The organism is Pseudonocardia sp. ICBG1142, from assembly GCF_020496255.1.
GTDB lineage: Bacteria > Actinomycetota > Actinomycetes > Mycobacteriales > Pseudonocardiaceae > Pseudonocardia.
Map to the genome: position 1 here is coordinate 337721 of NZ_JAHLJC010000030.1, position 14274 is coordinate 351994.

The following is a 14274-nucleotide window of genomic DNA, read 5'->3' on the forward strand; positions in this document are numbered from 1 at the left end:
CGAAACGCGTTACCCCGACCCGGGGGAACCACGGCGCCGAACGGGTGCCGACGACCCCGTACGCCTCAAGCGTCGCAGGGGTGTCACCGATGAACAGTCCCAGTGGCGCCGGAACGGCACGACGACGGGGAGGTGGATCATGACCGACACCGCATGGACGGTGCGCAGGCTCGTGCGGTCCGCCCGCCGCGTCGGCACGACGCCGCCCGCCCAGGGGCCCGAGGCCCCGGACGACGACGACCTCGCCCCCGCCTCACCCGCGGCCCGCGCGGCCCTGCACACCGCGGCCGCCGAGCGGCTCGCCGAGCACCACCGCTACGAGCAGGCCTACCTGCACCTGCGCGAGGCCGTCCGGCTCCTGCACGGCCTCAGCGCGCCGAGCCCGGCCGACGAGCTCGACCGGCTCCGCCGCGAGCACGCCGAGGCCCGGGAGCAGAGCCGCCGCGACAGCCTGACGGCGTCGTACAACCGCCGTTACCTCGACGAGCGGCTGATCGACCTGCTCGCCGCGGGCACCGACCTGCCCGTCTGCCTGGCGCTCGCCGACATCGACCACTTCAAACTGGTCAACGACACCCACGGGCACCCGTTCGGGGACCGGGTCCTGCAGCGGATGGTGCTGGAGCTGGGCCGGGCCCTGCCACCCGGCGCGTTCTGCGCCCGCTACGGCGGCGAGGAGTTCGCGCTGGTGCTGCCCGGGCTGACCGCCGAGGAGGGCGTCGCGGCCTGCGAGACCGCCCGCGAGCGCGTCGCCGCGCACGACTGGACCGACCTGCACCCGGACCTGCGGATGACGATCAGCATCGGCGTCGCCCGGTCCCGTCCGGGCGACGACGACGTCGAGGCCCTCGTCACCGAGGCCGACGTGCTCCTCTACACGGCCAAGCAGGCGGGACGGAACGCCGTCGCCCACCGCGACGCCGACGGCCGGGTGACCTTGGCCGGGGCGGCAGCCGGACGCAGGTCGATCCCCCAACCGGAGCAGGGCGCGTCGCGCCCCGCGCCACCCGCGTCGGTCCGAGCCGAATAAGATCGGCCGTGCGGTCCCCGCGGCCGCACGATCCGGAAGGGCGCGTCCCCCACCCCGCGCCCCGTCACGCGCGTCCGCTCCGGCGGTCGCGACGAGGAGGCCCGGTGCAGGACGGCGACGACGAGGTGCGCCGGTCCCGGCGTACGCGTCGGCGCCCGGACGACGCGGGCCCGCCCGCGCCCCCCGCACCGCAGGGCCCTCCCGGACCACCCGTCCCGCCACCCGGCGCGCACCCGTCGGGCCCGCAGCGGCGCCCCGGTGCGCACCCGTCCGGGGCCCAGCCGTCCTCAGCCCAGCCCTCCGGGGCCCAGCCGCGCCCCGGCTCCGGGCCGCATCCGTCCGGGCCACAGCCGCGCCCGGCGACCGGCGCACACCCATCGAACCCACAGCCGCGCCCAGCAACCGGCGCACACCCGTCGCAGCCGCAGCCGCGACCGGCCGACGCCCCGCCGGGGTCGGTCGCCCCGACCGGCGTGCGACGCGTGCGCGGCGGGCCCGTACCGCGCCGTCCCGGTGAACCGCCCGCGCCGCAGCGTCCACGTCCGCGTGACGGTGCCGCGCCCGCCCCGTCGCGCCCCACCCCGGCGCCACCCCCGGGCGGCACCCCGCGCCCGCCGTCGCCCATCGCTCCCGGTGGCGCCGGCGCCCGGCCCGCCCGCACCCCCGCGGAGGCGCCGGAGACCGCGCGTCCCGCCACCCCGGCCACCGGAACCGGTCCGGGAACCCGAGCGACCCCGGCCGCCGCAGCGCGCCCTGGCTCCAGGAGCGGAGGGGCCACCGGGAGCACCGGGGTCGCCGCCACCGCGGAGGCCGGACGGGCCGGGGCGGGCGCGGCGCCGTCGCGCCCCGCACGCCGCGGCGCCGCGGACTCGCGCGTCACCGAGGTCGTCGACGCGCTGGTGCCGCGCCGCCGCCGTCGTCGCTACCGGGACGACCCGCCCGTCGCGGACACCTCCACGGCGGAGGAGGCCGCGCCGGACGAGGCCGTCCCCGGCTCCGCGGAGCCGGAACCGGTAGGCACCCCGCCACCGGCCCGGCTCGACCCCCGCGCCCGTGCGCTGCGGATCGGCGCGGCGGCGGCCGCGGTGCTCGTCCTGGTCACCACCGCCTTCGGGTTCGCCGGGCGCAGCGAGGTCCACGCCGGTGTCCGCGACGTCGTCGCCCTCGCCCCGGACACCGACGCGATCCTCGATGCCGACACCCAGGCCGATGACCAGAACGTCCTGGTGCTGGGTCTGCAGGCCGACCGCGCGAGCACCGCGGAGTCCGCGCGCACCGACACGGCGGTGCTGGTCCACCGGCCCGCGGGCGGCGGCCCGGCCGTCACCCTGTCGATCCCCGCGACGCTGGAGGTCTCCCGGCCGCCGTGCCGGCGCTTCGACGCCGCGACCGGCACCTACGGCGGCACCGTGCCCGCGGAGTCCCGGACCGCCTTCGCCACCGCCTACGACGTCGGCGGCCCGGCCTGCAGTGTCGGCGTCGTCCAGCAGCTCACCGGCATGCCGGTGAGCGGTTTCGTCGCACTCGACCTGGCCGGGACCCCGGAGCTCGTCGACGCCGTCGGCGGGATCGAGGTCTGCACCGAGCGCCCGGTCGTGGACCCGGTGCTCGGCCCGGTCGTGGAGGGCTCGGGCACCGTGGAGCTCGACGGGGCCACCGCGGTCCGCTTCGCCTCCGCCGCGGGTACCGCGGACAGCTCCCCGGCCAACCGGGTCCGGCGCCAGCAACGCGTGCTCGCCGCGGCGCTGGGCGATGCGCTCTCGACCACCTCGCTGCTGACCCCCGGTGCGCCGGGCCGCTCCGCGGCGGGGGTGTCGTCGGCGCTGTCGGCGGACGGGGTCGACGCCGGCGAGATCCTCACCCTCGCCCGCGGACTCGCCCGGTCGGGTGCCGCGGGCGACGGGGAAGCCCCGCTGTTCCTGTCCGTCCCGGTCAGCGACGCCCCGAACACCCGGGGCCAGCTGGAGCTGCGCCGCTCCGAGGCACGCGCGCTGTTCTCCGCGCTGCGCGAGCACGGACCGCTGCCCGAGAGCGCGACAGCGCCGGCCTCCCGCTCCGCGGGTGCTCCGGGGCCGGGCACCGTCGTGAACCTGGTCGACGCGACCGGCCGCCCCGGTGCCGTCGACCGGATCGCCGCGGACCTGCGCGACCGCGGCTACGAGATCGGCAGCGTCACCCCCGGAACGGCGGCACCGGGCGCGCAGGTCCGCTACTCCCCCGACAACACCGACGCCGCGGGCACCCTCGTGGAGGCGCTGCCGGGTGCCCGCCCCGTCCCGGACCCGACCGCGAGCCGGGTGCTGGAGCTCGTCGTCGGTGCCGGCGACGCGGCTCCGGTGCAGGCCGTCCCCTCCGACGACGCCGACTGCGACTGAACCGCCCGTATCCCCCGAACGGGGTATGTCGTCCAGCGTTCACGGCGGGTTCACCCGCCGCGGCTGAACGTCGCCGCTCGGGGGCCTAGGCTCGGGACATGCGCGACACCTATCAGGAGCAGCTGGACGAGCTGGCCTCCGGCCTGGCAGACATGTGCGACGACGTCGCACGTGCCATGGCGCGCGCCACGACCGCACTGCTCGAGGCCGACCTCCAGCTCGCCGAGCAGGTCATCTCCGAGGACGTCAAGATCGACGACGTCCGTGCCGCCGCAGAGCACCGGGCCTTCGGCCTGCTCGCGCTGCAGGCGCCGGTCGCGACCGACCTGCGGGTCGTCGTCGCCGCGATCCACGGTGCCGGTGACATCGAGCGCATGGATGACCTCGCCCTGCACGTCGCCCAGGCCGCCCGTCGCAGGCACCCGCAGTCCGTGCTGCCCGACGAGGTGAAGTCCTACTTCGCCGAGATGGGCCGGGTCGGCGTCGAGCTCGCGGAGAAGGCCGGTCGGGTCATCCGCACCCGTGACCTCGACGCGGCGAACGAGCTCGAGGCCGACGACGACGCCGTCGACGACATCCACCAGCACATGTTCACCGTGCTGATGGACCGCAACTGGACCCACGGGGTGTCCGCCGCGGTCGACGTCGCGCTCCTCGCGCGGTTCTACGAGCGGTACGCCGACCACGCCGTCGCCGTCGCTCGCCGGATCGTGTACGTCGTCACCGGTCAGATGCCCGGTCCGCTCGCCGTCTGAGAGCATCGTTGGCCCGTTCGGGGCAGTCGATACACCCCACTCGGCGAACGGTCGACCGATCGGGTTTGACGGTGAGACGCCGGGGGCACGTCTGCTGCATGGAACACGCGAGCTGCGTCGTCACCGAGGTCGTCGGGACCTCGGACGAGAGCGTCGAGGCTGCGATCCGGGACGCCATGAGCCGCGCCGGACACGCCCTCGAGTGGTTCGAGGTGACCGGGGTCCAGTCGACCGTCCTCGGCTCCACCGAGCGCTTCCGTGTCGGCCTGCGGGTCGGCCTGCGTGCCCGCGCCGCCTGACCCCGCCGTTCACCGAGCGTTCACCGGTCCCGGGCCGAAGCCGACGCGAACTCCGATCTAAGGTCGTCGCCATGCGCAGGGAGACGCTCGACGACAACCTCGCGCAGCTCCGGTCCATGCTCGACGAGATGGGTCCGCTCGTCGCAGCGGCGTTCCGCGACGCGTCCGAAGCGTTGCTGTCCGACCGGACCCGGCTCGCCGAGCAGGTCGTCTCCCGCGATCCCGTCATCGACGGTTACCGCGACGCGATCGAGCTCCTCGCCGTCGAGACCATGAACATCCACCAGCCGATGGCCGCTCCACTGCGAGCGGTGATCACCGCTCTGCGGTGCGCCCAGCAGCTGGAGCGGATGGGCGACCTGGCCCGGCACATCGCCGCCACCGTCGTCCGGAGCGGGGACCACGTGGTGCTCGCCGAGCAGGCCCACCCGCTGTTCGCCGACTACGGCGCCCGGGTCGCGGCCATGGGCGACAAGGCCGTCGAGGTGCTCCGCACCCACAACGTCGTCCTCGCCGCCGAGCTGCGCGAGGACGACGACGTCGTCGACGCGCTGCACCGCCAGGTCTTCGAGCTGATGTTCGGCCCGGACTGGACGGCGGGCGTGCCGGCCGCCGTCCACGCCGCGCTGCTGGCCCGCTTCCACGAGCGCTACGCCGACCACTGCGTGCACCTGGCCGACCACGTCGTCTACGCCGTCACCGGCGGCACCGTGGACGAGCTCCCGGTCCTCTGACCCGGCCCGCGACGACGAACGCCCCCGGCCCCCCGAGAGGGGCCGAGGGCGTTGGCGCCGTGCGGACGTGCTGCGAGGATCAGCCGAAGCGGCCGGACACGTAGTCCTCGGTCGCCTTCTGCTTCGGCTGGGAGAAGATCGTCTTGGTCTCGTCGAGCTCGACCAGCTTGCCGGGCTTGCCGGTGCCCTCGATGTTGAAGAAGCCGGTGAAGTCGCTGACCCGCGCCGCCTGCTGCATGTTGTGGGTCACGATGACGATCGAGTAGTCGTTCTTCAGCTCGTTGATCAGGTCCTCGATCGCGAGCGTGGAGATCGGGTCCAGCGCCGAGCAGGGCTCGTCCATCAGCAGCACGTCGGGCCGCACCGCGATCGCGCGGGCGATGCAGAGCCGCTGCTGCTGACCACCGGAGAGGCCCGAACCCGGCTTCTCGAGCCGGTCCTTGACCTCGTTCCAGAGGTTCGCGCCGCGCAGCGACCGCTCGACGGTGTCGTCGAACTCGGCCTTCGACGCCCGCTTGTTGTTCAGCTTCATCCCCGCGATGACGTTGTCGTAGATCGACATCGTCGGGAACGGGTTGGGCCGCTGGAAGACCATGCCGATCTGGCGGCGGACGCCGACCGGGTCGACGTTCGCCCCGTAGAGGTCCTGGCCGTCGAGCTCGAGCTTGCCCTCGACGCGGGCGCCGGGGATGTTCTCGTGCATCCGGTTGGTCGACCGCAGGAAGGTCGACTTGCCGCAGCCGGACGGACCGATCAGCGCGGTGACCGTCTTCGGCTTGATGCTCATGTTGACGCCCTCGACGGCGAGGAACGACCCGTAGTAGATGTTCAGGTCCTTGGCTTCGACACTCTTGCCCATGTCGCGGATTCCTTATCGGGTCTTCGGGGCGAAAATGCGGGAGATGATGCGGGCGACGATGTTCAGCACCATGACGACGAGCATCAGGACCAGCGCAGCGGTCCAGGCCCGGTCGAGGAACGCCTCACGCGGGATGCCGGGAACGGCGTAGGAGTAGTACGAGAACACCGGCAGCGTGGCCATCGGCCCCGAGAACGGGTTCAGGTTGACGCCGAGCGCGAGACCCGTGGTGACCAGCAGCGGGGCGGTCTCACCGATGACGCGGGCGACGGCGAGCATGACGCCGGTCGCGATACCGCCGGCCGTCGTGGGAATGACGACCTTGAGGATCGTCCGCCACTTCGGCACACCGAGCGCGTACGCGGCCTCGCGCAGCTCGTTCGGGACGATCTTGAGCATCTCCTCGGTGGAGCGCACCACGATCGGGATCATGAGGACGGTCAGGGCGACCGCGCCGGCGAAGCCGAACCGCACCGCCGGGCCGACGAACAGCGCGAACAATGCGAACGCGAACAGACCGGCGACGATCGACGGGATGCCCGTCATGACGTCGACGAAGAACGTGATCGCCCGCGCCAGGCGTGACCGGTTGCCGTACTCGACCAGGTAGATCGCGGTGAGCACACCCACCGGGATGGACATGATCGCGGCGAGCGCCGTGATGATGAGCGTGCCCTGGATGGCGTGCAGTGCACCGCCGCCGACCCCGACGACGCCGCGCATCGAGCTGTTGAAGAACGTCGGGTCGAACCGTGCCCAGCCGTTCGAGACGACGGTCCACAGCACCGACACCAGCGGGATCATCGCGAGCAGGAACGCACCCGTGACGATCGCTGTCACCAACCGGTCGGCGGCCTTGCGGGCGCCCTCCACCGCGCGGGACACCACGTAGGTGGCGACCAGGTACACGACCACGGTCAGGAAGACCCACAGCCCGATGCCGAAGCCGCCCGCCAGCGCGGTCGCACCGGCCGCCACCACGGCCGATCCGGCGACCAGGGCCCACGGCGACCACTTCGGGAGGGAGCCCTTGCGACGCGGCAGAGCCGTCGTCGTGGCCGGGGCCTGCAGCGTGCTTCCGGTCACGGTCGCCTCGGTGTCGGTGCGGATTCGTTCGGTCCCGGTGGACATCTCAGTTCGCTCCCGAGAACTCGCGGCGGCGCTCGACGATGTAGCGAGCGATCATGTTGACCAGCAGGGTGATCAGGAAGAGCACCAGACCGGACGCGATGAGGACGTTGACGTCGATGCCGGACGCCTCGGGGAACTGCAGCGCGATGTTCGCGGCGATCGTCGACGGGTTGCCGGAGCCGATCAGGTTGAACGTGATCCCGCCGGAGACCGACAGGATGATCGCCACCGCCATGGTCTCGCCGAGCGCGCGGCCGAGGCCGAGCATCGCGCCCGAGACGATCCCGGAGCGGCCGAACGGCAGCACCGCGAGCCGGATCATCTCCCAGCGGGTGGCCCCCAGGGCGAGCGCGGCCTCCTCGTGCAGCTTCGGCGCCTGGAGGAAGACCTCACGGGCGACGGCGGTGATGATCGGCAGGATCATCACCGCGAGGACGAGGCCGACGACCAGCATCGTGCGGCCGGTGGCCGACGGCGGACCGGCGAAGAACGGCAGCCAGCCGAGGTAGGTGTTCAGCCACACCATCAGCCCGACGGTCGCCGGGGCCAGGGTCGCCATGCCCCACAGGCCGTACACGATGGACGGCACCGCGGCCAGCAGGTCGACGACGTAGCTGAGCGTCTGTGCGAGCCGGCGCGGGGCGTAGTGGCTGATGAACAGGGCGACCGCGATCGCCAGCGGCGTCGCCACGATCAACGCGATGACCGCGCTGACCAGCGTGCCGAAGATGAGCGGCGCGATGTAGAGGGCGAGTCCTCCGTGCACCTCGGACGCAGGGGCCACGACGGCAGGGAACGCCTCGCTGACGAGGAAGGCCGCGACGCCCGCGAGGACGACGAGGATGAGGATGCCTGCACCCTTGGCCGACCCGGCGAAGATCCGGTCCCCGAGCTGGGTCACCGGCTTCGCGGGAGCGGGCGCGGGCGAGTTTTCCGTGGTGGTCACTGTGATCCCTGGGGGTGCGGAACGCGCTGGGCAGGGGACTCGAGCGGCCGGGAACCCCGGGCGGTCACCATGATGACGACCGTCCGGGGTTCCTGGCTAGATGACATCCGACTCAGACGCTCAGCCCTGGGCCTTGATCTGGTCGATGACCGGCGTGATCTGGCCGCGGAGGGTGTCCGACAGCGGCGCCGAGCCGGCGTTCTGGGCGGCGGTCTGCTGCCCCTCCGGGCTGACCACGTAGTTCAGGAACGCCTTGGTGGTGTCGGCCTGGGCGGCGTCCGGGTACTGCGGGCAGGCCAGCAGGTAGGACACCAGCACGACCGGGTAGGCACCGCCGGTGGCGGTCCGGTTGAGGTCGAAGGCGAACGAGGTGTCGCCCTGGCCCTCGACCCGGGTGGACTCCTCGAGGATCTTGGCGGCGGCCTCGGCGGTCGGCTCGACCGCCTGGTCGCCCAGCTTGACCTTGACCTTGCCGAGGTCCTTGGCCTGGCTGGCGTCGGCGTAGCCGATGGTGCCGTCGCCGCCGCCGACGGCGGTCACGACACCGGAGGTGCCCTGAGCGGCCTCGCCACCCTGGACCGGCCAGGTCTGCGCGGCCTTGTCGGTCCACACCGCCGGGGCGGCCTTGTTCAGGAAGTCGGTGAAGTTCTGGGTGGTGCCCGACTCGTCGGAGCGGTGCACCGGGGTGACGCGGGTGGCCGGGAGCTGGACGCCCGGGTTGTCCGCGGCGATCTTCGGGTCGTTCCAGGTGGTGATCTGGCCCTTGAAGAGACCGGCGATGGTGGCCGGGGACAGGGTCAGGTCGTTGACGCCGTTCAGCTTGAAGACGACGGCGATCGGCGAGACGTAGCTCGGCACCTCGATGACCGACCCGCCGCAGCGCTCACGCGCCTTGGTCAGCTCGTCGTCCTTGAGGTAGGCGTCGGTACCGGCGAACTGGACACCGCCCTGGATGAACTGGGTACGGCCACCGCCCGAGCCGACCGGCTGGTAGTTGACGGTGGCGCCCGGGTTCGCGCCGCCGAAGCCGGCGATCCAGGCCTGCATGGCCGCCTGCTGGGAGCTCGCGCCCGCACCGGCGATCTGGCCGGTGACGCCGGAGCCCTGGGGCTCCGAGCCGCCGCCCTCGTTCGCCGCACCGCAGCCGGCGACGAACAACGCACAGGACGTGGCGATACCGACGGCAGCCAGGCGCGCCCGGGGCGCACGCCGCTTGGTCTTCACTGCAGTTTCCTCCGAGTCGGCAACGAGCCGGTTGCGGGACGGCGGTCTGGGGTGACCACTCGGCCGCAGACGCTAGGAGCCGCCGTTGGACGCCACCCCCACGGAAGATGAACGTGGGATGAACAGGGTCGGCGACCGGGTGGACCTGCATCACACGTTCGACGGAACATGGTCACCGGTCGTCGAACGGTGACAGGGTCTCACCGGGCGTAGTTGACGTCCGCGGCGTGCACGGCGAACCCGAGGCGCTCGTAGACGCGCACGGCCGGGGCGTTGTCGGCCTCGACGTAGAGCAGCACGGTGTCCAGCCCGCGGTCGTGCAGGTGGTGCAGCCCGGCGAGGGTCAGGACCTTCCCGAGCCCGCGTCCGTGGCTGGCCGGGTCCACGCCGAGGACGTAGACCTCGCCCATCGCGCGCTCGTCGCCGGTCGCCGGGTGGACCTTGGTCCAGTGGTAGCCGAGCAGGGTGCCGCCGTCGTCGACCGCGAGCAGGAAACCGGCCGGGTCGAACCAGTCCTCGGCCTCCCGGGCGGCGAGCTCGGCGCCGGTCCAGCCGCCCTGCTCGGGGTGCCAGTCGAAGGCCGCGTTGTTGACGCGGAGGAACTCGTCGTCGTCGCGGCCGGGCTCGAAGGCGCGGATCGTGACGCCGTCGGGGACGGTCAGGGCGGGCAGCGGGCCCGCCTCGGTGGTGCGGCGCATCTGCCACAGCACGCGGTCCCGGCGGTAGCCGCGGCCCGCGGCGAGCTCCTTCGCGGCGTCGAGGTCGCCGTGCGCCCACACGTGCGGGTCGGCGGTGACCTTCTCCACCGCGGTGACGAGCGCGCCACCGATCCCCCGCCGTCGCGCGTCGGGGTGCACCACCAGCTCGGCGTAGGTGCCGTCGACCTGGGCGTAGCCGGCCACCGCGCCGTCGTCACCGGCGACGACGAGGTGCGTCACGCCGTCGGCGGGGGTGTCCGGGCGCAGGTGCATCAGGTACTGCTCGGAGAGCGGTTCGGCGCCGTCGACAGCGTTCGCCGCCCTCAGCAGATCCTGCACCGCGGAGACGGTGGCGGCGTCGAGACGGGTGTGCTGCTGCGGGTCCACGAGCGCCGACCCTAGGTCACCGCGGTGCCCACGCTCCACGTCCCGGGCCGGCCGCGGGCCGGGCGCCGGGCAGCGGCCGACGGTCCGGGACGGGTTCGGGGTCCGCGTCGTCCTGGTCGGGCGGCGCCGACAGCCCGCCGCGCGACGGCCGGACGAACTTGTAGCCGACGTTGCGCACGGTGCCGATCATCTGCTCGTGCTCGCCGCCGAGCTTGGCGCGCAGCCGCCGGACGTGGACGTCGACGGTGCGGGTGCCGCCGAAGAAGTCGTAGCCCCAGACCTCCTGCAGCAGCTGGGCCCGGGTGAACACCCGGCCCGCGTGCTGCGCGAGGTACTTGAGCAGCTCGAACTCCTTGTAGGTGAGTTCCAGCAGCCGGCCCTTGAGCCGCGCCGAGTACGTCGCCTCGTCGATGACGAGCTCACCGAGGACGAGCGCGCCACCTCCGGACGCGGACTCGGCGCCGGGGCGCGACCGCAGCAGCCTCAGCCGCGCGTCCACCTCCGCCGGGCCGGTGTCGGGGAGCAGGATCTCGTCGACCACCCACTCGCCGGACACGGCGACCAGACCGCCCTCGTTCAGCACGGCGATCACCGGCGCGTCGGTCCCGGCGCTGCCCAGCAGCCGGCACAGGCTGCGCGCGGCGACCAGGTCCGAGCGGGCGTCCACCAGGACGGCGTCGTGCGGACCGGCGTCGAGCAGTGCTGCCACCTCGGGCGCCGCGGTCCGCACGTTGTGCGGCAGCAACGACAGGGCGGGCAGTACGGCTGCCGCATCCGGAGCCGTGGTCAGCAGGAGCAGTTCCATGGACTCCCCCCTTCTCGCGATACGCAGACGATACCGGGACGTCACCCCACGGTCAGCCGCAGAGCGACGGGTTTCACGCCGCGATCTGGATCGTTCTCACCACCGATCGGGTCCGATCCGGGGTCCCGGGGCCGCCCATCGGGCCGGCAGCGGGGCTCTCTACCCTGGTCAGGACGTATTCCGATCCTGTGGAGGCCCGGTCGTGGGACGCCCCGTCCGTCGCGTGCTCGTCGCCGTCCTGGCGGTGGCCGCCGTGCTCGTCGTGGGTGATCTCGCCACCGGCGCGGCCGTCGAGTCGGGCATCTCGCGCGCGTTGCGGGACCGGCTCGACCTCCCCGAGGACCCCCGTGTGCAGGTGCACGGCTTCTCGGTGCTGGCCCAGGCCGCGACCGGCCGCTACGACCACGTCGAGATGACGCTGCAGCGGGTCCCGGTCGGGCCGCTGCGCACCCCCGAGCTCCAGGTGCAGCTGTACGGCCTGCGCGGAGACCTCTCCGATCTCGCCGGTCCCGGGCCGGCCCGGTTCCGTGCGGCGGCGGCCGAGGGGATCGTCCAGATCAGCCCGAACGACGTCCGCCGGATGGTCGTCGACGCCGGGGGGCCCGCCGCCGGGGTGACGCGGCTGTCGGTCGAGGCCGTCGACGCGAACGCGATCGACTCGGTGATCCTGGCCGGCGGCGACCCGACGCTGCGCGGGCTCGACCCGCGCAACGCCGCACGGTTCGTCGCGGAGATGCCGGTGGACGGGGCCGACGCGCGGGTGGCCGTGCTGGCCTCGCTCGTCGTCGACCACGGCACCATGCGGGTCGTCCCGCGCGACGTCCGGCTCGACGGCTCGGACGAGCCGGCGCCGGACGCAGTGCGCACCTCGATGCTGCGCGCGCTCGCCGTGGACATCGACCCGGGTCCGCTGCCGCTGGGCGTCACCGCGACGTCGGCGAGCGTTCCGGAGTACAACGTGCTGCAGGTCGCCGGTTCGATGCGCGACCTGAGTGTGGGCGCCGGACCGGGTACGTCCCGCTCCGCGGGCTGAGCGGGCCGAGAGGAGGCGTCGGTGGACGTCACGGGTGCAGTGGTGCTGGTCGTCGTCCTGGTGGTGGCGACGCTCGCGGGGCTGGTGCTGCGCAACCGGTCCGGGCGGCTCCGGCCCACCGGTGACGACCGCGGCGCGACCGACGGCGCCGGGCCGGGCTGGGACCTGGCCGAAACCGGTCCGGACGGGCGCCGGGCCCTGCTGCTGCAGCTGTCCTCGCCGGTCTGCGCGCCGTGCCGGCAGACCGCGCGCGTGCTCGGTGACCTGGCCGCGGCGGACCCGGGTCTGGCGCACGTGGAGGTCGACGTGGCCGAGCGCGTCGACGTCGCCCGGGCACTGGGCGTGCTGCGGACCCCGACGACGGTCGTCTTCGACGCCCGCGGCGCGGAGATCCTGCGGGTCTCCGGTGTCCCGCGCGTCGACGAGCTCGTCGCCGCCCTTCCCACCGGCTGAGAACGTGTGTGTGATGTCCGGTCGGCGCCGACCGCTGGGCTCCGCGCCGAACGTGAGCTAGGCTCGGTGACGTGAACTGGCCGCTGACCCGACGCCGCACGGTTGATCTGTGCCGCCTCGCCGGCTGCCTGTGTCTGGACTCCTGACCCGCGTGTCCTGAGCCCGGCGTCCCGCGACGCCGAGGTTCCCACCCCGGTTACTGGAGTCCCATGTCCGCCACGGACCACGGATCCGCGCACTCCGAGCCCCGGCTCGACCCGCGCGGGGTCCGCTTCTCCGCCGCGATCACCACCGTCGTGCTGGCGTTGGTGCTGCTGTCCGGCAGCGGCGTGCTCGTCACCGCACAGGCCGTCGTGTTCGCCGTCGCGTCGTTCGCCGGCATGCGGTTCGCGCCGTACGGCGTGGTCTACCGGCACCTCGTCGCGCCCCGGCTGGGTCCGCCCGCCGAGCGCGAGGACGCCGCCCCGGTCCGCTTCTCGCAGACCGTCGGGCTGGTGTTCACCGCCGTCGCGGCGGTCGGCTACCTGTCCGGACTGACCGTGCTGGGTGTCGCCGCCACGGCGTCGGCGCTCGTGGCGGCCTTCCTCAACGCGGCCTTCGGCTTCTGCCTCGGCTGCGAGATGTACGGGCTCCTCGCCCGCCTGCGCGGTGGCACCGCCGCCGCGCGTTCCTGACCCACCCTCGACACGACTCGGGAGAGAAACGAACATGAGCCGCGAGGACGTCCTCGTCACCGCCGACTGGGCGGAGCAGAACCTGGAGACCGACGGGGTGGTGTTCCTCGAGGTCGACGAGGACACCACCGCCTACGACGGGGGCCACATCCCCGGTGCGGTCAAGGTCAACTGGACCGACGAGCTGCAGGACGCGGTCCGTCGTGACATCCCCACCAAGGAGCAGTTCGAGCAGCTGCTCTCGGCCAAGGGCGTCGCCAACGACGACCTGGTCGTGCTCTACGGCGGCAACAACAACTGGTTCGCCGCGTACGCGTACTGGGAGTTCAAGCTCTACGGCCACGAGAAGGTCGTGCTGCTCGACGGCGGCCGCAAGAAGTGGGAGCTCGACGGCCGGACCCTGACCACCGACGTCAAGGACCGCCCCGCGACCTCCTACACCGCGAAGGAGGCCGACACCTCGATCCGCGCGTTCCGCGACGAGGTCGTCGACGCGATCGACACCAAGAACCTGGTCGACGTCCGGTCGCCCGACGAGTTCTCCGGCAAGATCCTGGCCCCGGCCCACCTCCCGCAGGAGCAGAGCCAGCGTCCGGGCCACGTGCCGAGCGCGATCAACATCCCGTGGTCGAAGGCGGCCAACGAGGACGGCACGTTCAAGTCGAACGAGGAGCTCGCCTCCCTCTACAAGGAGGCCGGCTTCGACGAGGGCAAGGCGACCATCGCCTACTGCCGCATCGGCGAGCGCTCCAGCCACACCTGGGTCGTGCTGCACGAGCTCCTGGGCCACTCCGACGTCAAGAACTACGACGGCAGCTGGACCGAGTACGGCTCGCTGATCGGCGTGCCGATCGAGCTGGGAGCGAAGTGA

At 73.1% G+C, this 14274-nt stretch carries 16 protein-coding genes; 10 read left to right on the forward strand and 6 right to left on the reverse strand.

Going from position 1 to position 14274, the window contains the following annotated elements; genetic code table 11:
* Nucleotides 1-139: 139 nt before the first annotated feature.
* From KPL59_RS15680 to KPL59_RS15700, 5 genes are all read left to right on the forward strand, one after another.
* On the forward strand, nt 140-1030 hold the full coding sequence (locus KPL59_RS15680; RefSeq protein WP_226350934.1) for a GGDEF domain-containing protein: 891 nt from the start codon (nt 140-142) through the stop codon (nt 1028-1030).
* Between the two features lie 473 nt (nt 1031-1503).
* Nucleotides 1504-3405 carry an LCP family protein gene (locus tag KPL59_RS36945; RefSeq protein WP_308187894.1) on the forward strand — a complete coding sequence of 634 codons (1902 nt, stop codon included), beginning with the start codon at nt 1504-1506 and terminating at the stop codon, nt 3403-3405.
* A gap of 98 nt (nt 3406-3503) precedes the next feature.
* Nucleotides 3504-4160, forward strand: a complete 657-nt coding sequence (gene phoU, locus KPL59_RS15690; protein ID WP_226361235.1) for a phosphate signaling complex protein PhoU — start codon at nt 3504-3506, stop codon at nt 4158-4160.
* A 98-nt stretch (nt 4161-4258) separates the two neighbouring features.
* The gene (locus KPL59_RS15695; RefSeq protein WP_020626047.1) at nt 4259-4459 is read left to right on the forward strand and encodes a dodecin domain-containing protein; all 201 of its coding nucleotides are present in this window, start codon (nt 4259-4261) and stop codon (nt 4457-4459) included.
* Nucleotides 4460-4530: 71 nt separating this feature from the next.
* Nucleotides 4531-5193, forward strand: a complete 663-nt coding sequence (locus KPL59_RS15700) for a PhoU domain-containing protein (RefSeq protein WP_020626046.1) — start codon at nt 4531-4533, stop codon at nt 5191-5193.
* Between the two features lie 79 nt (nt 5194-5272).
* Here KPL59_RS15700 and pstB read toward each other — a convergent pair whose 3' ends face one another.
* From pstB to KPL59_RS15730, 6 genes are all read right to left on the reverse strand, one after another.
* A complete protein-coding gene (gene pstB, locus KPL59_RS15705) occupies nt 5273-6052 on the reverse strand; it encodes a phosphate ABC transporter ATP-binding protein PstB (RefSeq protein WP_226361236.1) in 780 nt (259 codons plus the stop codon).
* A 12-nt stretch (nt 6053-6064) separates the two neighbouring features.
* Nucleotides 6065-7183: a phosphate ABC transporter permease PstA gene (pstA, locus tag KPL59_RS15710; RefSeq protein WP_226361237.1), complete on the reverse strand. Its 1119-nt coding sequence runs from the start codon at nt 7181-7183 to the stop codon at nt 6065-6067.
* Between the two features lies 1 nt (nt 7184).
* The gene (gene pstC, locus KPL59_RS15715; protein WP_043280504.1) at nt 7185-8129 is read right to left on the reverse strand and encodes a phosphate ABC transporter permease subunit PstC; all 945 of its coding nucleotides are present in this window, start codon (nt 8127-8129) and stop codon (nt 7185-7187) included.
* Nucleotides 8130-8249: 120 nt separating this feature from the next.
* Entirely contained in the window at nt 8250-9353 is a 1104-nt protein-coding gene (gene pstS, locus KPL59_RS15720) for a phosphate ABC transporter substrate-binding protein PstS (RefSeq protein ID WP_226361238.1), read from the reverse strand.
* A gap of 200 nt (nt 9354-9553) precedes the next feature.
* On the reverse strand, nt 9554-10438 hold the full coding sequence (gene mshD / locus KPL59_RS15725; protein WP_226361239.1) for a mycothiol synthase: 885 nt from the start codon (nt 10436-10438) through the stop codon (nt 9554-9556).
* Nucleotides 10439-10454: 16 nt separating this feature from the next.
* Nucleotides 10455-11243 (reverse strand): response regulator transcription factor, encoded by a 789-nt coding sequence (locus KPL59_RS15730; RefSeq protein WP_149663231.1) that lies wholly within the window; start codon nt 11241-11243, stop codon nt 10455-10457.
* A 202-nt stretch (nt 11244-11445) separates the two neighbouring features.
* Between KPL59_RS15730 and KPL59_RS15735 the strand changes: the two genes are divergently transcribed.
* The 5 genes from KPL59_RS15735 to KPL59_RS15750 all read left to right on the forward strand — a co-directional run bounded on the left by KPL59_RS15735 (nt 11446) and on the right by KPL59_RS15750 (nt 14274).
* Nucleotides 11446-12276, forward strand: a complete 831-nt coding sequence (locus KPL59_RS15735; protein WP_226361240.1) for a DUF2993 domain-containing protein — start codon at nt 11446-11448, stop codon at nt 12274-12276.
* Nucleotides 12277-12297: 21 nt separating this feature from the next.
* A complete protein-coding gene (locus tag KPL59_RS15740; RefSeq protein WP_226361241.1) occupies nt 12298-12729 on the forward strand; it encodes a thioredoxin family protein in 432 nt (143 codons plus the stop codon).
* Between the two features lie 71 nt (nt 12730-12800).
* On the forward strand, nt 12801-12875 hold the full coding sequence (locus tag KPL59_RS37720; RefSeq protein ID WP_350662235.1) for a putative leader peptide: 75 nt from the start codon (nt 12801-12803) through the stop codon (nt 12873-12875).
* 63 nt (nt 12876-12938) lie between these two features.
* Nucleotides 12939-13403 carry a DUF4395 domain-containing protein gene (locus KPL59_RS15745; protein ID WP_226361242.1) on the forward strand — a complete coding sequence of 155 codons (465 nt, stop codon included), beginning with the start codon at nt 12939-12941 and terminating at the stop codon, nt 13401-13403.
* Nucleotides 13404-13437: 34 nt separating this feature from the next.
* Entirely contained in the window at nt 13438-14274 is an 837-nt protein-coding gene (locus KPL59_RS15750) for a sulfurtransferase (RefSeq protein WP_060713557.1), read from the forward strand.